Annotated in this window: 16 protein-coding genes and 1 pseudogene; 7 read left to right on the top strand and 10 right to left on the bottom strand. The window is 43.6% G+C overall.

Annotation, left to right across the window (positions count from 1 at the left end; genetic code table 11):
* Positions 1 to 53 precede the first annotated feature (53 nt).
* The 4 genes and pseudogenes from AC4II3_RS08050 to uvrB form a co-directional block, all read right to left on the bottom strand.
* Positions 54 to 2,870: an ATP-binding protein gene (locus AC4II3_RS08050; RefSeq protein WP_488010527.1), complete on the bottom strand. Its 2,817-nt coding sequence runs from the start codon at positions 2,868 to 2,870 to the stop codon at positions 54 to 56.
* Complete coding sequence (locus AC4II3_RS08045) at positions 2,839 to 3,033, bottom strand: hypothetical protein (RefSeq protein WP_488010529.1); 195 nt, start codon at positions 3,031 to 3,033, stop codon at positions 2,839 to 2,841. The genes AC4II3_RS08050 and AC4II3_RS08045 overlap by 32 nt, the downstream gene beginning before the upstream one ends.
* Positions 3,034 to 3,521: 488 nt before the next feature.
* Positions 3,522 to 3,656, bottom strand: a pseudogene (locus AC4II3_RS08040) (MEKHLA domain-containing protein); the annotation flags it as partial.
* Between the two features lie 18 nt (positions 3,657 to 3,674).
* Positions 3,675 to 5,693, bottom strand: a complete 2,019-nt coding sequence (gene uvrB / locus AC4II3_RS08035) for an excinuclease ABC subunit UvrB (protein WP_488010531.1) — start codon at positions 5,691 to 5,693, stop codon at positions 3,675 to 3,677.
* A gap of 801 nt (positions 5,694 to 6,494) precedes the next feature.
* Here uvrB and AC4II3_RS08030 point away from each other — a divergent pair.
* Entirely contained in the window at positions 6,495 to 6,944 is a 450-nt protein-coding gene (locus AC4II3_RS08030) for a response regulator (protein ID WP_488010599.1), read from the top strand.
* Positions 6,945 to 7,119: 175 nt separating this feature from the next.
* Here the strand turns inward: AC4II3_RS08030 and AC4II3_RS08025 are convergent, their stop codons facing one another.
* Positions 7,120 to 9,342 (bottom strand): APC family permease, encoded by a 2,223-nt coding sequence (locus AC4II3_RS08025; protein ID WP_488010601.1) that lies wholly within the window; start codon positions 9,340 to 9,342, stop codon positions 7,120 to 7,122.
* Positions 9,343 to 9,618: 276 nt separating this feature from the next.
* On the opposite strand from AC4II3_RS08025, the gene AC4II3_RS08020 reads away from it, so the two are divergent.
* Entirely contained in the window at positions 9,619 to 9,768 is a 150-nt protein-coding gene (locus AC4II3_RS08020) for a hypothetical protein (protein WP_158069476.1), read from the top strand.
* Positions 9,769 to 10,093: 325 nt separating this feature from the next.
* Positions 10,094 to 10,462 (top strand): DUF6464 family protein, encoded by a 369-nt coding sequence (locus tag AC4II3_RS08015; protein ID WP_488010623.1) that lies wholly within the window; start codon positions 10,094 to 10,096, stop codon positions 10,460 to 10,462.
* Here AC4II3_RS08015 and fmt read toward each other — a convergent pair whose 3' ends face one another.
* A complete protein-coding gene (gene fmt, locus AC4II3_RS08010) occupies positions 10,463 to 11,464 on the bottom strand; it encodes a methionyl-tRNA formyltransferase (protein WP_488010603.1) in 1,002 nt (333 codons plus the stop codon).
* Positions 11,465 to 11,509: 45 nt separating this feature from the next.
* On the bottom strand, positions 11,510 to 12,259 hold the full coding sequence (locus tag AC4II3_RS08005) for an OmpA family protein (protein ID WP_488010605.1): 750 nt from the start codon (positions 12,257 to 12,259) through the stop codon (positions 11,510 to 11,512).
* A gap of 663 nt (positions 12,260 to 12,922) precedes the next feature.
* Between AC4II3_RS08005 and AC4II3_RS08000 the strand changes: the two genes are divergently transcribed.
* Entirely contained in the window at positions 12,923 to 13,723 is an 801-nt protein-coding gene (locus AC4II3_RS08000) for a hypothetical protein (RefSeq protein WP_488010607.1), read from the top strand.
* An 86-nt stretch (positions 13,724 to 13,809) separates the two neighbouring features.
* Here AC4II3_RS08000 and AC4II3_RS07995 read toward each other — a convergent pair whose 3' ends face one another.
* The 3 genes from AC4II3_RS07995 to AC4II3_RS07985 all read right to left on the bottom strand — a co-directional run bounded on the left by AC4II3_RS07995 (position 13,810) and on the right by AC4II3_RS07985 (position 15,415).
* The gene (locus AC4II3_RS07995) at positions 13,810 to 14,043 is read right to left on the bottom strand and encodes a hypothetical protein (RefSeq protein WP_008182312.1); all 234 of its coding nucleotides are present in this window, start codon (positions 14,041 to 14,043) and stop codon (positions 13,810 to 13,812) included.
* Between the two features lie 71 nt (positions 14,044 to 14,114).
* Complete coding sequence (locus tag AC4II3_RS07990) at positions 14,115 to 14,723, bottom strand: hypothetical protein (protein ID WP_293111874.1); 609 nt, start codon at positions 14,721 to 14,723, stop codon at positions 14,115 to 14,117.
* 161 nt (positions 14,724 to 14,884) lie between these two features.
* On the bottom strand, positions 14,885 to 15,415 hold the full coding sequence (locus AC4II3_RS07985) for a thylakoid membrane photosystem I accumulation factor (protein WP_488010610.1): 531 nt from the start codon (positions 15,413 to 15,415) through the stop codon (positions 14,885 to 14,887).
* A gap of 694 nt (positions 15,416 to 16,109) precedes the next feature.
* Here AC4II3_RS07985 and rpmG point away from each other — a divergent pair.
* The 3 genes from rpmG (at position 16,110) to AC4II3_RS07970 (ending at position 19,111) form a co-directional block, all read left to right on the top strand.
* Positions 16,110 to 16,304, top strand: a complete 195-nt coding sequence (gene rpmG / locus AC4II3_RS07980) for a 50S ribosomal protein L33 (RefSeq protein ID WP_293020919.1) — start codon at positions 16,110 to 16,112, stop codon at positions 16,302 to 16,304.
* A 149-nt stretch (positions 16,305 to 16,453) separates the two neighbouring features.
* Positions 16,454 to 16,669: a 30S ribosomal protein S18 gene (gene rpsR, locus AC4II3_RS07975; protein WP_008191262.1), complete on the top strand. Its 216-nt coding sequence runs from the start codon at positions 16,454 to 16,456 to the stop codon at positions 16,667 to 16,669.
* Between the two features lie 384 nt (positions 16,670 to 17,053).
* The gene (locus AC4II3_RS07970) at positions 17,054 to 19,111 is read left to right on the top strand and encodes a ribonuclease catalytic domain-containing protein (RefSeq protein ID WP_488010613.1); all 2,058 of its coding nucleotides are present in this window, start codon (positions 17,054 to 17,056) and stop codon (positions 19,109 to 19,111) included.
* The last annotated feature ends 15 nt before the right edge of the window (positions 19,112 to 19,126 follow it).

The raw sequence follows: 19,126 nt of genomic DNA, 5'->3' as shown, positions 1-19,126 counted from the left end.
TAAAAATAGGCGACAAATAACTGATTTTTAAAGTAAACAGACATCTTCTGAATTCAATGAATATAGTCCTTAAGGAAAGAGCGTATTTTTGTTAACTGAAAATTTTGAGCTAATTCACGGATGTGTTGGGCAAAATCACTAGTGTTTGGCTCGGATTTTTCTAGGTTATCGATTTCTTTTAAAAGGTCATTGATTAAGCCTGCCCTAGCCAGATCGTAAAGTTGGGAAAGTTTCTCGACTGGAGGAGGCACCATCTCTATAATTTGAGATGAGATGTTTTTCTTTTTCCTACTTCCTCCTTTCTGCTTTGCTTGATAAATCCATTCCAGTTTCAGATGCACTTGTAACATCTCTAGTAGCTTTTCTGCCTCTACTGGTTTAGGCAGAAAATTATCGGCTCCAGCGTCACTACTCTTTTCCTTGTCGGTGTCAAATACACTAGCCGAAGACGCAATCACTACTTTTGAGTGCAATTGGGGGGATTGTCGCAACTGTCGGATCATCTCAAAGCCATCCATCTGTGGCATCAACAAGTCAGTGATAATCAGGTCTGGTGGAAATGCTGTGGCTTCCTCTAAAGCCTCTTGACCATTGCTAGCCTCCATCAGTTCAAATCCCAGGGGAGCTAGCAGATTCACAATCACCCAGCGATTTTCCTGTTTATCATCCACCACCAGAATTGTGGGTGGCTGACCTTTGAAGCCAATAATCCCTGTGTTAGGAGTCATGGGTTTGGATACAGCTGTGGTTTCTTTTAAGTGCAAATCGAACCAAAATACAGTGCCAATGCCCAACTGGCTGCTTACTTCTAACTTAGACCCCATCATCTGAACCAGTTTCTGAGTAATGGCTAATCCCAATCCCGTCCCTTGTGCTTTATTTAAGGGATTCCCCACCTGCTCAAAAGGCAAAAATATTCGTTCGATTTGTTCCGGACTCATGCCAATACCGGTGTCTTCAATTTGAAATCGAATTGTTGTTAACAGTTCTTGGTTATGGGTGATGTGTCCATTCTCATTCTCCGTGGGTTTAAGGACACTTACTGTAAACTTAACTTCTCCTGTGTCAGTAAACTTAATCCCATTACCCAGTAAGTTTATCAGCACTTGTCGCAGGCGTTTTTCATCAGCATGGATGCCGTTTGGAAGTGCAGAAAGGGGTTGGTAATTAAATAAAATGTCCTTATTTTGAACTCGGATTTTGCAAATGTCAATCAGGTTCTGAAGAAAAGACGGAAAATGAAAATATGTCCGGTAGAGTTCCATTTTACCAGCTTCAATTTTGGACAGGTCTAAAATGTCATTAATCAGGGTGAGCAGATGACTACCACATTGATGGATAATGTCAATCCCCTTGAGAGACTCAGGAGTTAAGCTTTTGCAGCGTTTCAGGATTTGGGTGTAACCGAGGATGCCATTGAGAGGGGTGCGCAGTTCATGGCTTATATTGGCGAGAAATTCGCTTTTGGCACGGTTGGCCACTGCGCTTTGGGCCGCAGCGCGAATGGCTGCTTCTTTTGCCTGTTTTAGGTCTTCCTCAGCTTGTTTGCGTCCGCTAATATCGGTTCTGATCGCCAAATACTGATAAGGTTTGTTCCTATCATCCAAGAAAGGTACGATGGTAGTATCGACCCAGTAATAGGTGCCATCTTTGGCTTGATTCTTAATTTCTCCCCGCCAAACTTGACCATTGACAATAATTGACCAGAGGTTTCGGAAGAATTCCTTGGGGTGATAATTGGAATTGATCAGTATATGGGTTTTTCCAATCAGTTCTTCCCTAGAATATTGAGAGAGCTGACAAAAGCGATTATTGACATCAGTAATTACCCCTTTTTTATCAGTAATAGCTAGGATTGATACTTGTTCTAAAGCATACTTATAATCTGATAATTCTTTGATTATTTTTTGCAGATTAACCTCTGATTGTTGTTGTTTGTCAATTTCTACTATCAAACGTTTATTGACCTGTTCTAGTCTAGAATAGGTACGCTGATAATCTAGTATTAATCCTACTAGGGGGATAAGGTAGGCAATAATTTTGAGGAAATGGGCGATCTGGAAATGACTGTCAAACAGTGCTTGTGAACCAAAAGCCATGTGGAGTTGGACTACTGTATCCGGAATAGTACTCACAATTAAGGAGTAAGATAACAGACTGGGATACCGTTGGTGAAAGCTTGGGTAAATAAAAATGCCAGCAGCAATAAACAGAAGCAATGGCAAGATATCCCATGGTCGGGTGATAATGGAGTTGGGAAATGTTGTTTCCGGCAGAATCTCGCTGGTTGCACAGATGTGAATTATGCCATAGGCAATCAACCCAAACCCCAAGCTGACAATAATGACAAAACCCAAGCTCCTGGTTTGGTTTTTTTCTACCCAGCTTCTCCTTGAGCAAAGGCTAGTTCCTACAATCAGGATTAGTGCATTGAAAAGCCGACAGAGTGCCCAGGTAAATGGAATTAAATTCTGATTATCGGCGACAACATCAATTAAGCGGTCAACAGCCAGAGTATGAAAGGCATCCATCACACCAGCAAAAAAAAGTGATACGCCCATGATAGGAACGATTGGGTCTTTGGTGATGCTGTATTTCGCGAAGGCTAAGCAAACCGTAAAAAACGCTGTACAGACAGCACTCCACTCCAGAAGTGTGTATACAAAACTTCCGGAAAGGACGGAGTAAATAGCATCATTAAGTTCATGGGGTTCCCATTCAGAGGCTGCTGAGAGGTCAAACAGTTCTTGATGGGTACTAAAATCAACTCCTAATTGATGCAGAAGATAGGGTAAAATGCAGATAGAAATCACTGTCCAAACCATTGGTTTGGGGAATCTAGTGTTGCCGACAAGCCTGGCGTTTATCATAGTTTTCATTCCCAATATGGCTTTCGGTTTGATGAGTGATCAAGATCAGGAAGGTCTTTAGGTAAGACTTGGCTAAATCATGGCAGCAATAAGCAATGCCCAGTAGGGTTCTAGTGCCAGAGTCGATTGAGTCAGTGATGGAATAGCCTGGAGCTGTAATCATTTAGGGTTAGACTCATTGAACAACATGGACTTCTGTGATGCCAGTTAGATATACCAGTTACATATAGAGTTCCCGACTAGTCCGACCCAAATAACGGCTTTGTACTTGTAGGGGGATGATTTATGGAGATCGGGAAGAAACGGGAAGTGGGGAAAGATACTGCAAGAAGGGGAAGTAACCTGTGAGGCATCTTATCTGAATTAGCACTATGAATTAGCACTATGAATTAGCACTATGAATTAGCACTATGAATGCTACAAATGATTTCTCTGCCTGCCCCTGAGGCTCCAAAGCTATTCTGCTGCTATCGGTAGCAAAGGTAAAACCATTTGATATAATAGACATCTGGGAAAAAGATTCACCGAACTCTAGTCAAGCTTAATCTGAAACCTAATTTCCATCAGATGTCTAATTGATCTATCTAATTGATATAATTTATAGATTGAATCGGCTTACTCAAAAATCGACAATTTAAGTGGGCGACATCGTCAATTAAGCGGTATCCACTGGGAAAACGTAGCCCCTTGACCACAATAGTTATTTTCCTCATCAATGAGATTCCAGACGATAAAATCTAAAATCTGGAACCGTTTACCAGTGCTAGAAATGCGGACACCTTTTCTTAGTTTAAAAAATCTTAGTTAACTTCGATTACCTAGCAGTTTATCCCGCAGCTGCTTAATGCGATCGCGTAACTTGGCTGCCGTTTCAAATTCCAACGTCTTCGCTGCTTCCTTCATCTGTTCTTCTAACTGATTAATCAACTCCGGAATCTTCTCCAAAGGTACATCATCCACCTGTTTAAACACCGATTCAAACTGTTGGGAATTCAAGCGTCGGGAGACATCCAAAAATGTCAAAATCGGATTATTTGCGGTTTTACGAATCGGCTGTGGTATAATATTATTTTGGATGTTATATTCACTTTGAATCTTACGACGGCGATTAGTCTCATCAATCGCTTTTCTCATGCTTTTTGTAAGGGTATCCGCATACATAATGGCTTGCCCTCGGACATGACGTGCTGCTCTGCCTATAGTTTGAATAAGCGATCGCTCTGCCCTAAGGAACCCTTCCTTATCTGCATCCAAAATTGCTACCAGAGAGACTTCCGGCAAATCCAACCCTTCTCGCAACAAGTTAACCCCAACCAAGACATCAAATTCACCCTGGCGCAACGCCTGCAAGATTTCAATCCGTTCAATAGAGTTAATATCCGAGTGTAAGTAGCTGATCCGAATATCCCGTTCTTGCAGATACTCTGTCAAATCCTCAGCCATGCGCTTGGTTAATGTTGTTACCAGCACCCTTTCCTGAAAATCCACCCGCTGCTTAATCTCAGCCAACAAATCATCGACTTGACCTACTGTAGGACGGACAAAGATTTCTGGGTCAAGCACTCCGGTAGGACGAATGATCTGTTCCACGACTCGCCCTTGAGATTCTTCCATCTCCCAATCCCCAGGAGTAGCAGAGACAAAAATACACTGATTCACCTTTGCCCAGAATTCCTCTGCCTTCAGGGGTCGATTATCTGCTGCACTGGGTAAGCGAAAGCCATGGTCAATCAACACTTGCTTTCGAGCGCGATCGCCATTGTACATTCCCCGAATTTGCGGCACCGTAACATGGGATTCATCCACTACCAAAAGCCAATCTTCGGGAAAATAATCAATCAAACACTCTGGTGGTTCCCCAAGCTGGCGTCCAGCCAAGTGACGAGAATAGTTTTCCACACCATTGCAGTAACCAATTTCGAGCAACATTTCCAAATCATAGCGGGTACGCTGTTCCAACCGTTGGGCTTCTAACAAGTTCCCAGCTTGCTCCAATTGAGCCAAACGTTCCTCAAGTTCTGCTTTTATAGCATTACAAGCTTCTTCCAACCGTTCATCCGGAGTAACAAAGTGACGAGCAGGGTAAATATTTACGCCCTCTACACTTTGGAAAATCCCACCGGTAACTGGGTCAACGTAGTGAATAGCATCAATTTCATCTCCGAAGAATTCTACCCGAATAATTCGGTCTTCATAAGCCGGGCCAATTTCTAATACATCCCCCTTGACCCGGAACCGTCCGCGTCCCAATTCTAAATCATTCCGGGAATACTGTACTGAGACTAAATCCCGTAAGAGTTGGCGTTGGTCAACTTCGGTATTCACCCGCAGAGGAATCGAGGCTTTTAAATATTCTGAGGGGATACCCAAGCCATAGATACAGCTAATGGAAGCCACCACTATTACATCCCGCCGTTCAAAAAGCGATCGCGTAGCTGAGTGCCTCAGCATATCAATTTCATCATTAATTGACGCGGTTTTCTCGATGTACGTGTCAGTGACCGGGATATAAGCTTCCGGCTGGTAGTAATCATAGTAGGAAATGAAATACTCCACCGCGTTATGGGGAAAAAACCCCCGTAATTCGTTACATAACTGGGCCGCCAAGGTTTTGTTGTGGGCAAGTACTAGGGTAGGTTTGCCGACTTTTTCAATTACCGATGCCACGGAGAAAGTCTTACCTGTTCCCGTAGCACCCAGTAGAGTTTGGATACGGTTGCCAGCCTTGAGGTAAGTGGTGAGTTGGGAAATCGCTTGGGGTTGGTCCCCTGTTGCTTGAAAAGGGGCTTCGAGGTTAAATAGTATCTTAGACGTTTCTGGCACAGTAAAAAAAAATCCGTAAAAATACTCTCTATAATTTCATCATAATTTTTATACATTTATAGGTACTGATGGATAGATTATTACCCAAAGTCATTGTCTTGATGCAATAGCGAGTGGTTTGAAGTTACCGTAAGATAGTGGAGCCTTATTAAAAAATATTTAACCCTTTTCTGCATAACCTGCTAACTATAAAGGCTCCACTATCTAAGGTTTCGTCTCCGGGGGAAACCCCCTTTGGCGGCGCTGCATCGCTAGAGAGTTTTAAGACTTGCCCAAAATCCGGAGGGGAGGATGACAACTATCTGCTTAACTGCTAATTGCTTAAACCCTGATCCTTACCTATAAAAAATATAGGTGGTGGGTAATAAGTAACGGGGAATTTTAACAAATTTATAACCATCACCATTTCTCATTTACCATCGACTTTCCTGTCCTTTAAATGGAGAGCATTTTTAGCTTTTTAATAATCAACTAAGTTTTGGTTATTGACTTACTTATTAATTGAGTCTTAAATTGAGGATTACATCCTGATACTAAAGAATAATTATATCTAATTTCAAAAAATAAACCCTATAAAATACTTGTTAATTTTGGTAATAATTAATCGGTGTCTTGATGCACTCGCTCATGGAGTAAACCCCCAAGACCCTGCTGCATCGATAATTGCGAGGAATATAACTATTACCGATTATACCTCACAACGCCCGAATTAATAAAAAATTGTATGTAGTCAAAAACAAACCAAGTATAAACTCCATAAAATTTAATTTTTTTCATCTCAAACTAAAAAAATTATTAACTATGAACTATAGAAATGCTATTCAGCGGATTGAAATCTTGTTAGTCGAAGACAATCCTGGGGACTTAGATCTGACCAAAGCTACTTTAAAAAATAGCAATATTCGCAACAATCTGCAGACGTTTAGCAATGGTAAGGAAGCTATGGCATTTCTACGTCGAGAGTCCCCTTATACTAAGGCACCCCGTCCCGACGTAATTTTGCTGGATTTGAATCTACCAGTGATGGATGGTCGTGAAGTGTTAGCACAGATTAAATCTGATCCAAAATTGAGTCTGATTCCAGTGATTATTCTCACGTCCTCAGATTCTGAGCAGGACATCATTACAAGCTACAAGCTAAACGCCAATGCCTACGTCACTAAGCCCTTTGAATTAGAGCAGTTTGTCAAAGTATTGAAGTCAATTGAAAACTTCTGGCTAAGTATTGTTAAACTGCCACCCAAAAATTAACCATTGCCAATTACTGAACTGGATTGGGTAATAGGTAATGGATAATTGGTAGTTGACGATTACCTATTATCCATTACCCATTACCAAAAATCCCGAGACTATTTCATAAATGATTAACCGGACTTGATCCTAATAGTCAATTGGCAATTAAAAATTTTTAATTGCTGTTGGTATACTACAAATCTTCACTGAGAACTTCATGGAAAGCAAACCCAGGGGCAGCCAGTACAAAGACAATGGTAGGAAGACCAGCAGTTTTTAGCTGTAAACTTTCGTAATATTGAGTAAACTTATCGTCTGGTGTAGCCATACCCATAAAGATTAAGTCAGCATCAGTCGATGACTCATGAAGAATAGTATTAAAAGAACGCCCTTGGGAAACCAGCACCTGACAAATAACCCCAATCCGCAACTGTTTCACCCAATTACTTAGGTTTGCCCGTGCTGCTTGAGCTGCTATTTCATTAGGAAGCACCAACTTGAGGTAAATCTCAGCATTTTGCCACTTCAGGTCGCTGCGCAATAGATAAGCGAGGAGCAACATCAGGCTACCATTGGCTTGCTTACCGCCCCACCAAACATCAATCCGTTGACGACTACCGAAACCCTGCTCCCGATTTTCCCGCAGAATCACTACATTACGCTTTGCCTGGTGTATGTGAGTAATCAAGCGACAGTAAGGCTGGCGACGGTTAAGGGTTTCGTTATCCCCGAGTAAAACTGTATTGGGAACTAGTGGTCCTATACCGTAAGTTTCCACCAGTTGCCGGGCTCCGGTAAAGAGATCCGGTGCTGTTACCAAGCGCACTAGAGCTTGTACACTGCGCCGTTCGAGATACTCACTGATGGTTTGTTCTAACTGTGCCTGCTTAGCAACACTATGGGAACTACTGGGTAAAATACTCGAAACGGTCACTAAACCGCGATTATGGGTCAGAGCATCGGCTAACTCTATCAAAGACCATCGTTTAGTGGGAGCTCCCGACAGCACCAAGATGTGGGGTCGCCAGTTTTTCGGATCAGGATGATGACTAATCTGAAAAATACCAGTGCGCAACAGTGCCATCCAAATGCCCCGGCGTACATCTCCCCAAGCCGTGCGCAGTTCCCGCTGCTGTAGCCAAAGGTAAACCCCCAAGACAATAACAGCTGCTGCCACTGTGGCAAAGGCATTGATCAAAAACATCACGATCAGGCAACCCAATGCCCCTAACAGTGACAGGAACCAGTTAACTTTAAAGGAGGGTCGGAACGAAGGACTTTGCAAAAAGCCCTCAATGGCAGCTGCTACATTCAACACCAGATAGGTGGTCAGAAAGAACATACTTAGCACTGGTGCAATGATATCTAATTGACCAAGGCAAACTGCAGCAGTAGCTATTCCCAACGTTACAGCGGTACCAATCCGTGGTTCATCATCTCGTCCACTACCCGTACCTAGGAATCGCATCCAACGGGGTAATACCCCATCTCTAGCTAGTGCCTGTAAAATCCGGGGAGCACCCAGAATACTCCCTAAGGCACTGCTGAGAGTAGCACCCCATACCCCGAGTAGGATTGACGGACCCCAAAATGCCATCTGCCTCATAATCAGAGGATTGGCAATTAGGGCATCTCCCCCTATCCGCATCGATAGAATAATTGGTACGATCATATAAACGGCATATCCTGTGCCTACTGCTGCCAGAGTACCGATGGGAATGGCGCGGATCGGGTTGCGTAGATCACCAGACATATTCACCCCAGCCATGATACCGGTCACGGCAGGGAAGAAGACAGCAAAGACACCCCAGAAGGATTCTTTGGAGGTCACCCACAGCTCAACATTAGCTAGATCATAAGGGTAATCATGGTTACCGACGAATAGAGCAATCAGGGATAGCACTATCGCAGCCATAATAAAGTATTGAATGCGGATGGCGAGGCTAGCGGAAGTCCAAGCCAGTATTGCCACTAAAATAGTAGTAATTAGCGCTACATAAAGCTGGTTGAGGTGGGGAAAGGTCTGAACTACGCTCTCGGCAAAACCAATAGTGTATAAGGCGACTGAGAGAGCTTGGGCAAAGTAAAGGGGAATTCCTACGGCACCGCCAGTTTCAATTCCTAGGGAACGGCTAATCATGTAATAGGCACCACCAGCCCTAACAATGCGGTCAGTTGCGATCGCAGAAATAGACAGAGCCGTCAAAAAGGTAATACTGGTGGAGAGGGTAACAATGATTAGGGTACCCACTAAACCAACATTACCAAGTACCCAACCAAAGCGCAGGTACATAATAACCCCCAGGATGGTGAGAATCGACGGAGTATAGACCCCACCGAATGTTCCCAAACCTGAAGTTTTTTCCTGAGTAGGCTCGACAACAGGAGATGAGCGGCGACCAAAGAACAACTTCATATGTCTAAAACACGAATATAGTGCATTAAGCTAATCTGACTATAGGGAATAGGGAATAGGGAACAGAGATTTTCATTCCTTTGGTGTGGGCGAAACGCCCATGGATTTCTGACTTGAAAAAGCCGTCGAGGCAAGCAAGTGCGAAGCGTCCTCGGTGAAATACCAGAGATGTTCATACTTTGTTCTTTGTTGTAAATTCATTGTTGATGGGGGTATAGCTGGAAAATTTTTCAAGTCCTTGGCAGACAATGTCAGTTGGTGAATTGATCATGGTCCATGAACAACTCCACCAGTTCTACCCCCAAGCCACCGACATTGCAACTCAAGGATGTTACAACGTTGGTAGCCTGGGCTTTTGGTTCAACATTGGATGAATTTCACACCACAGGACTAACTGCTGTCATGGGGTTTTGGGCAAACAAGTAAAAACTGCTAATGGAACGAAGAGAACAGAAACGACAGTCTTTTAATCTGACAGTCTTTTAAGCTGACGACAGAATTAACTTGCTAAATTCCCAACTTTATGCACCCCAATCACGAATTTAAGACATTTTTTGCTCAATGACCAATAATTACCCATATTGGGTAATATCAACTCCCGTTAATCACTTCGTTGATCAATCCAGTCTTCAAGAAGAGCGCCAGTGTGTTGTACTTAACCGGACAATTCTATGTAGAATTCTGTTGGGCTAGATAGTCAGCCCACAGCCTGCGATACCATTCAACTGTAGCGTGAATGACAATAAGCACTATGGAGCCTGATTCTCTACCGACAGAGTTAATTTTGACCCACCCACCTCAGACCATTGGCAATGTTCAACTGGATTGGATACCTCAACCCGGTAACTATCTCGACTTTAAAGGTAAAACCTACACAGTTTTAGAGCGCCACCACCGCTACTGTCTTAAGTCAGGGCGCTATCGTTTGCATAAAATTTCTCTGTATGTGCAGTCTTCTCGACACCCTAGTGAAAAAAGCCTGCTCCAGGGGCGTTGGGTGATTGGGGATGCCACCTGCTATTTCAATGCTCACTCTGAATTGATTCGTTGTGCTGTCAATCCAGACGGACCCTGTGATTCTTGCCGCTTTTACAAACCGTTGAAAACCGGAACTCACTAACTAACCATTACCTAGAACTTCTCCTACCTCTAAACGCATACCATTGGCAAAATCCCAAGCCGATTGAGCACGTTTGCCAGCTAATTGCACTTGCTGCAACAACAACACTCCCTTTCCAGTTTGAATAATTGGACCGATTGCCTTGGCAATCTTGACAACTTCTCCAGGACGACCTGAACCAACATCAAGAGTAGACCACTCCTGCGATCGCATTTTTAACTGTGAAGGCAACTCGGATAAGTAAGCCGAATCTAAGGGAGCAGTGGCACTGATTTTCAGAGATTTACCCCGAAATGAGGTGACGCAGTTTGGGAAAAATCCCCGAATCTGATTGTGTAACTCCAAGTTAGAGCGTGACCAATCTAGAGAATAATCTGACTTTTGAATCAGTGGTGCATAGTTGGCCTCAGAGTCATCTTGAGGAATTGGTTGGATTTCCTGTAACTCTTGCTTCAGGAGAGTTTCAATCAACAAATCAGCTCCCAAATTGCTCAGAGTTTGTGCCAAATCCTCGGCAGTATCCAATAGTCTGATTGGTGTATATGCTTTCAAGAGCATTGCTCCAGTATCCATTCCAGCATCCATCAACATCGTTGTGATGCCAGTTTGGGCTTCTCCATTATATAGACACCACTGGATCGGAGCTGCTCCCCTATACTTAGGCAAAATTGAGCCATGTACATTGATACAACCTACCGTAGGCATATCCAGAATCTCTTGGGAGAGAATCTGCCCATAGGCAACCACCACAAAAACATCAGCCTTTACCTGCCTTAGCTGAGTTAGGGTTTCCCTATGCTTTTTCAGGCGCTGCGGTTGCCAAACTGGTAGTTGATGTGCTAGTGCTATTGATTTTACTGGGGAAGGAATCAGCTGGTTACCACGTCCTCGACGCTTATCTGGCTGAGTCACCACACCCACCACCTCAAATTCAGGATGGTTCAACAAACCTTCCAAACAAGGTAGAGCAAATTGGGGAGTACCAAAGAATACAACTCGCATCTAGAAATTACCAATGACTAATGACTAATGACTAATAACTAATGACTAATCCACAGCAATTTCCACCCGACGATTACGTTGCTGATTAACCTCAGTATCATTAGCGACCAGAGGACGAGTTTCTCCGTAGCCAATAATCAGCCAACGGTATGGATCCTCTAAAGCACTACTAAGATACTGCTGAACTGCTTTGGCACGCTTAAATGAAAGGTTTCGATTCTCTTCGGCTTCGCGGGGGTTGTCGGTGTGGATAGCAATCCTGATTGTACTGCCGGGATAGGCTTGCAAATCTGTGACAATTTTGTCTAGGATCAAACCTGCTTCTGGACGTAAGGTACTGTTACTTTTCTGAAATAAAATATCACTGGGCAACGTGACTTTCAACTTGTCAGCAGCCGAGGCAGCTAGTCGATTACCATTGCTATTACCAACTAATGGAGCATCGCTACTTGGAGTCGATGGTTCCTTCAGGAGCAAAGTGATCCCTTGGATGCGCCTTTCGAGAGATTCATTCCCTCCCGAGGTTCCCAATTGAGTTTCCAACATTGTCACGTCCTCACTCAATCTCTTCAGTCGCTTGTCTAACTCACTTAGCTGAGCTTTGACCTGGACTCTTTGAACCGGTGTCAATTGTTTTAGTAGATTGGCTTCCGTTGGTTCCCGAATTGAACTAAAATTGAAAAACCTTGATTCTCCCTTGTTATCCAGATGCTCCAGAAATTTTAAGATCAGGGGTTTTTCTGGATTCGGGTTAGGGTAAGCATTGGCAACAACAATGCCAAATATCAAGGCCAAGCCACTCCCTACGCCTAGCAGTAGTAGCCTGAAAATTAAGATCAGTAGGCAGTTCAGTATACTTATTGAGGTTTCAGGTCTGGTATTGGTGTTGGAAGTAGCGGGTTGAGTCACACCGAATTTTGTTAGATCTCCTTCAACATAATGAGGCAGGATTCTCCAATTGTAATCCGTTAGGGGTCAAGGGCGGGTATTTAACATTATATAAGAATTCAAGAAAACAAGGTTTAATTAAAAATGACAATCATAACACTAAAACCTCCAAACCAACAAGTTAATTCCAATTCCAAGCCTAACAACTTTTGTGTGAGGGCTACCCAGTTCAGCCAAGACCTCTTAGGGGAACGAAAGAGTGTTAATTGTTAATTTTTCCCTGGCTTATTTTCTTTGTCTGCCTTCGGTAGGTTCATAGTGGACGGTTTAGGTAACTGACTGAGTAGAAGTGTAAGAAACCCCGTCCGTAATGCAGGGTCGGTAGGGCGAGTTGATCACTTTTTAACCTTTTACACCTAAAGTTAAGGAACTATAGTCTAGTTTCTTGGGGTTGCTCCTCTAACTAGAAACGCTAATTAGTAACTGAAAGACCAATCAATGTTGAAAAGGCAATTGAGTTTAGCAGGATGGCTTAAAAATCAACCACTAGGACTCTTGTTAGCAACTTTGATGTTGATAACATCTAGCCTATCTGCCGAGAAAGCCAAGGCTAATGAATCCTTAGTAGCCAGTCAATCATCGGTGCTATCTTCCCAGCCTTTAAGGGAAGTAACAGAAGCTATCAAACCTGATCTAACCGAATCATACGTTCAGAGTGACCCACTCAAGAGTCCTTATCCTATTCCTTGGAATTGGGTCTTGGAAACCCACGCTGAACTGGTTGCTAATCAGAGTTTTGGGTTTAGGTACTATCGCAGCCAATCACTAGTGTCTCCCGATGGCAAGTATGCTGCCTATAGTCGGATTCAACTACAAGGACAGCCGGAACTGTACCGCAGCCGCATCAGTAGTGTGATGTTTCTAGAAAATTTGCAGACTGGGGATTTGCGCATCATAACTGCATCTTCTCCCTTAGCTAACCATATTAATGATGATAAATTAAGCGGCGCGATCGCTATTCTGATTCCCGTGTCTTGGACAGAGTCAAGCGATCGCCTTCTAGGGCGACAATTTGAAGGTTTTTTTAATACCTCAGATGGTTCTGATTACGCAGTAATTTGGGATCGGAACCAAAATACCGTGACCACCTTGGCTCCTAAGCGCATTCATTATACTAATGCACTGTTGCTAGGCTGGAGTCAAGCTAATCCAAATCAAGTTCTATTTCAGGCTGGTGAGTTGGGCAATGAGTATTGGCCAATGTGGTCTGTTGAACCCAATGGTTACACTGCTCTTACCTTTGAGGATGAACCTATGGTTTATGGTGAATCAGTAGAACACATTTGGTCTGGTTCCCAGGCACGCTGGTAATGCCCAAGTATTAAGGATAAGGATGAAGGATGAAGGATAAATTTTCATAATTCATCCTTCATCCTTCACACTTCATAGTTTACCAATTATCTTTGGTGTTGTGCTACCAATTTTTTTAGGTAAGAGTAAGCTTCTTCTGGTGAAAGAGTGAAGATTTGACCTTTGCATAGGATTTCGTACCTTCCTAAGTAATAACCATGTCCACCAATTAAACCCATTTTTGCGGCTTGATTGCCAAGCTTGGTTAATTCCTGTCGAATTGAATAGTCCAATTCTTCTATTTGTTGATCAATAACTTGATTAATAGTTTGTTCTTTCATATTTGACCGCTCCTAGTATAGTTATAATACTGCTTTATGCACCCCACAACCCATCGACCTAGCGATAGCGGTCAACAAATTGGGCACTTGCCTGGATTAACTGCATGAATGTACTCACTTCCTGATGTCGGCCATCCCCGTTTATAGGATGCTTCTTCAGGTTTCCCCCAACCTAGCTGCAATATAATTTCCCAAAAGTTGTAATTCTTATATTCATAGAGATTTGCCCATTCCGTTTTTTGGGCGACCTCTTTTACATCATTGGGCATAATTTTTTGATAGTCTTTACCAAAATTAATACTTAGGTATAAGTCCATACCTTGGATGCCTGTATACCAAAACTCTAAGAGGTCAGCTTTGGCAGCTTTAAGGATTTTCAGGTCACTGTCTAGGGCGGCTAACTGCTCGTCAATAGCAGGATAACGTAGAGTCTTTCCTTTCATAGTCAGTTCGCGCCAAATAATGCCTGAAACTTGGTGTTGCCGTTGGTAGCTGTGAACTGCGGCTTTAAAGTCGTTATAAGCACTGAATTTTTGAATTCCCTCCGGTTTCAGAAAGCGATCAATCACAGGGTTACCAGACACCGAAGCTGCCAGATTAAGACGTTGCCCATTCATGCACGAACGACGTTCTTGAGCCAAAATTTCGATTAGCTCCTGTGTGCTGTAAACCTTGGACATCAGCACTGATGTTAACTGTACTTACAAATAGCTTAACCCGTAAACGTGACAAAAAAATAGGGTAAACGCCAATGGCAGTTCACTCATGAGTAAAACAATTTTGTTCATGTTACGTTGTGGGAGTTTCATTGGATGGAGGTCTAAGCACTAAGCCAATTAAATCACTCTGATGTTAACTGAGCATTTATATCATTGACAGTGCGCAGCTTTAACTCTACAGATTCTGAACGGGGCAGTAAGTTAAACACTTCCCGAAACACATCATCTATCTGTTCATAAGGAACTTGTCCAATTTGGTTGAGTACTACCTCTGCATTTTGGTCAATCAGTACTGTCTGGGGAATTAAATCTTGGTAGTAGTATCCCGCTTCTGTGGGTGTATAGGTAGCATCGGGTAACAAAGTGTCGATGTTGACTGGAATAAAACTCGCTGCCCTACCATAAGGCTCCTGTAACTTAGAGATAGTCACAGAATATAGCTTGCAATCCCTACTGTCATCTACGTAGAACACCAACAAAGCTGGCTTTTCCCTGCGCAAAGAATCTTCTAAGGTAATTCGTGGTGGGACTATAGAGCCATTACCAGCATACAGAGCAAAAATATTACCATCAAAGCTGTCATCATCGAAACTTGCTAATGCTGATGGTGTTCCCAGTAGATACCAGCAGCTCAGTAAGCCGACAAGAATCAATAGGCATTTGGAAACAAATCTGCGCCTTACACAGGAACTATATGTAATAGTCCTGTATCGGAATCCTGCTAAACCTTCTATCATACGGAATTATTAGCCCTGATCTCAAATCCGAGGTGAATCCAAGTCCAAGGGTTTCAAAAATCGCAATAATCACTATAGCAATTGTAATTCAGTTGTGAACCCTAGTGGAGGCATATTGGCTGCACTACCAGCATAACTAGACTTAGGCTGGTCAGCTCACTGCTTAGAACAGATCCTCTTGGCTTTCATCTGTTCGGTGATGCTTATCTTCCTGTTCGTCTGGCTAGTTACGGGAGTCGTGGTACTATACACCAATCAGGCTCAGAGTTTAGGGTAGTTGGTTTTCGGTTACCTTGATTATTGAGGTTAGATTCCTTACCCTTGCACCGGTTACTGACTCTAACAAAATCCTAGGGCATGGTTGGCTTCGCTGCAAAGCAAGCGCTTCGGATTGGCTTAAACATTGGTCTATGTAAAGGCATATCAAGTATACTGCTGTGGGCTCCCCTTGTAACTGACGAGATTGCGCTGCACGATGATGGTGCCAACAAGGGGTGAGGTTTTTCCCGAGACTTGAGCAATTTTGCATATACTTGATAGACTGGGGGATCCCATGAGATAATAGTAAATTGTGTTTAATTGTAATATTTGAGTTCTTAGAAAAAAAACTATGGCAAGTAAGAAAGGTGTCCGAATCGTTATTACTCTAGAATGTACGGAATGTCGCAGTAACTCCAATAAGCGTTCCGCTGGTGTTTCCCGCTATACCACTAGGAAGAATCGCCGTAACACAACATCACGTCTGGAACTGAAGAAATTTTGCCCCAATTGCAACAGGCACACAATTCACAAAGAAATCAAGTAGATTTGGTCCTTGGTCATTTGTGAATTGAATTTTTTAATTGAAAATGGACTATTGACAAAAAACAAGGACCAAAGAACAAATGACTATAATCAGTAACCAGTAACCTAAATAACCAATAACCAATCACCAATCACCAATCACAACCAATCATGACTTACTTTCGTAAACGTCTCTCTCCGATCAAACCCGATGAACCGATCGACTATAAAGATGTTGAGTTGCTGCGCAAGTTCATCACTGAACGGGGAAAAATCCTACCCCGCCGCATTACTAATCTAACGACTCAACAACAACGAAAGCTAACCACAGCCATTAAGCGAGCAAGGTTCTTGGCTTTGCTACCCTATATTAATAAAGAAGGTTAAGGTGAACAATCACGGTCTTCCTCTGGGATATTTCCCGTGTGAAGAATGAAATAAGGATGAAGGATGAAATGGGGTGATCGATGGCTGAGGCGCGGGATGCAGTGGCCTCACGGGGAGGTAGTTGCTCATGGGGGGAACCCCAATGATCAACTGCCGTGATTTCCCCCACTCGCGCTCTGCATGGCTGAGATGGTTAACTAAAAACTTGCGACTCAACCAGGAGTTACACTGACCACTGACCACTGAGCGCTGACCACTGACAAGTTCAGACTTCACACTTCACACTTCAGACTTGACCCCCTCTGCTAAGTTGGGCATCTCAACAACACAGGATAGACTGGGGGGAGGTGGATTTGGTAAACGCTACCCGGGTTATCAGAACTGGTGGAAAAGGGAACACTAATCGAATTTCGCTTACAAGGAGAACGCCATCTCGCCGTTGTCGATCGTCCAGAAGGCAAGAACCACTTGATTGCTTTGGATCAACGGGGGAAACTGCACAAGCTCCATCCTCGACAAGTCACCTACGCAGTGGCCGATTCTACTTATAAGCCATCAGAAATACCAGAGTTTCTCGCTCGAGTACAACCCTATCTAGACCCAGATAGCTTAGAATTAGCCTGGGAATTACTGGTGGAAGAAGGAGAGGCGGTTACCTGTGCTGACATGGCACAGTTATTATTTTCTGAGCAAAGTCCACCCCAGTGCTATGCCGCACACTGTATTCTATTTGAAGACAAAATCTATTTTAAACACAAAGCACAAACCTATGAACCCCGCTCCGCTAGCATGGTGGCTGAAATCAAGCATCAACTGGCAGCGGCTAAATCAAAGCACCAGGAACAAGAAGAATTTTTGAAGCGAGTACAACAAAAGCTAGGGGGTGAGGAAGTAGAGTGGCTTGATAGCGATCGCACTCGCTTTGATGCTCTAGAACGGTTCGTTAGTGAACCAGATAAACCCTCTCGTGCAGTTCAGGAAACTCTGGAAGCACTAAAACGCCATCAAAACCCAGAAAATGCCTTCAATTTGTTGGTAAATCTGGGTTTGTGGCATCCTCACCAAAAGTACTTGCTGCGTCATAAAATCCCAACTCAATTTCGTCGTGAGGTACTCGAATTGACCCAGCAATACCTGGCAAATCCTCCTACTGACCCAGATTCAGATCGCTTGGATTTAACTCATCTGAAACTCTACACCATAGATGATGAAAGTACCCAAGAAATAGATGATGGGTTGAGTATAGAAGATCTAGAGGATGGCACTCAGCGTCTGTGGATTCACATCGCTGACCCAACCCGCTTGGTAATGCCAGGGGATAACCTTGACCTAGAAGCACGACGGCGTAGTACCACCATATATCTACCCACGGGCATGATTCCCATGTTCCCATCGGAACTGGCAACTGGTCCGATGAGTTTAGTTCAAGGTCAAGTCTGTGGGGCACTCAGTTTTGGCGTGATCTTGGATGAAGATGGTGCCATCTATGACTATCAGATTCACCCCACCCTGATTAAACCTACCTATCGCCTGACTTATGAAGATGTAGATGAAATGTTGCAGTTAGGGGTACAGGCAGAAACAGAACTGTTTGCGATCGCTAACTCGGCTGTGCGTCGGCAAAAGTGGCGCAAGTCTCAGGGGGCGATTAGCATCCATATGCCAGAGTCGGTAATCAAGGTGGGAAATGATGACCAAATTACCATTGAGGTGTTAGAAGATTCACCATCACGGCAAATGGTGGCAGAAATGATGATTCTGGCAGGTGAAGTGGCTGGACGCTATGGTCAACTGCATCAAATTCCCCTACCATTCCGAGGACAACCCCAGCCAGAACTTCCTTCCCAAGAAGAACTGCTGCTATTGCCAGCGGGTCCAGTGCGGTTCTGTGCCATGCGTCGGTGTATGCCTAGAAGTGAAATGAGCATTACCCCAACACGCCACGCTAGTTTGGCTTTGGAAACTTACACCCAGGTAACCTCTCCGATCCGCCGCTACACTGACTTAATGACTCATTTCCAGCTGAAAGCTCATCTACGGGGTGACCCCCTACCGTTTGAAGCTGAACATTTGCTCGAAACGATGCAGAGTGTAACCAGAACAGCTAAGGACGCTAGTGAAGTAGAACGTGATACCAACAAATATTGGGGATTGGAATATTTACGGCGTAACCCCGATCAGGTTTGGCAAGTATTAGTACTCAGTTGGTGGCGAGAAAACGAGAATAAGGGCAACATTCTCCTAGAAGAGTTAGGTCTAGAATTGCCCATGCGTTTCCAGCGTTCGGTTCAATTAGGCGATCGCTTACACGTCAAAGTCAGTCACGCTGATCCCCGTAAAGAAGTTATTCATTTTCAAGAACTAGCGAATTCAGAGGCTCAGCTTGCTTTTAACTCCAAGCTAGAAGATGGATCAGCTTCTGCTGTCAACAGGTTCGCCTAAATGCCTTTCCTTGTA

The sequence above is a fragment of the Moorena sp. genome (genome assembly GCF_982860115.1).
The sequence above is the reverse complement of the archived record's forward strand: the minus strand, read 5'-3'. Positions and strand labels throughout refer to the sequence as shown.

Excerpts from the sequence above, each read along its gene's own strand:
- rpsR (WP_008191262.1), top strand. The coding sequence starts at position 16,454 with ATGACTTACTTTCGTAAACGTCTCTCTCCGATCAAACCCGATGAACCG.
- AC4II3_RS08045 (WP_488010529.1), bottom strand. The coding sequence starts at position 3,033 with ATGATTACAGCTCCAGGCTATTCCATCACTGACTCAATCGACTCTGGC.
- AC4II3_RS08015 (WP_488010623.1), top strand. The coding sequence starts at position 10,094 with ATGGAGCCTGATTCTCTACCGACAGAGTTAATTTTGACCCACCCACCT.
- rpmG (WP_293020919.1), top strand. The coding sequence starts at position 16,110 with ATGGCAAGTAAGAAAGGTGTCCGAATCGTTATTACTCTAGAATGTACG.
- AC4II3_RS08020 (WP_158069476.1), top strand. The coding sequence starts at position 9,619 with ATGAACAACTCCACCAGTTCTACCCCCAAGCCACCGACATTGCAACTC.
- fmt (WP_488010603.1), bottom strand. The coding sequence starts at position 11,464 with ATGCGAGTTGTATTCTTTGGTACTCCCCAATTTGCTCTACCTTGTTTG.
- AC4II3_RS07990 (WP_293111874.1), bottom strand. The coding sequence starts at position 14,723 with ATGTCCAAGGTTTACAGCACACAGGAGCTAATCGAAATTTTGGCTCAA.
- AC4II3_RS08030 (WP_488010599.1), top strand. The coding sequence starts at position 6,495 with ATGAACTATAGAAATGCTATTCAGCGGATTGAAATCTTGTTAGTCGAA.
- AC4II3_RS08025 (WP_488010601.1), bottom strand. The coding sequence starts at position 9,342 with ATGAAGTTGTTCTTTGGTCGCCGCTCATCTCCTGTTGTCGAGCCTACT.
- AC4II3_RS07995 (WP_008182312.1), bottom strand. The coding sequence starts at position 14,043 with ATGAAAGAACAAACTATTAATCAAGTTATTGATCAACAAATAGAAGAA.
- AC4II3_RS08050 (WP_488010527.1), bottom strand. The coding sequence starts at position 2,870 with ATGATAAACGCCAGGCTTGTCGGCAACACTAGATTCCCCAAACCAATG.
- AC4II3_RS08000 (WP_488010607.1), top strand. The coding sequence starts at position 12,923 with ATGTTGATAACATCTAGCCTATCTGCCGAGAAAGCCAAGGCTAATGAA.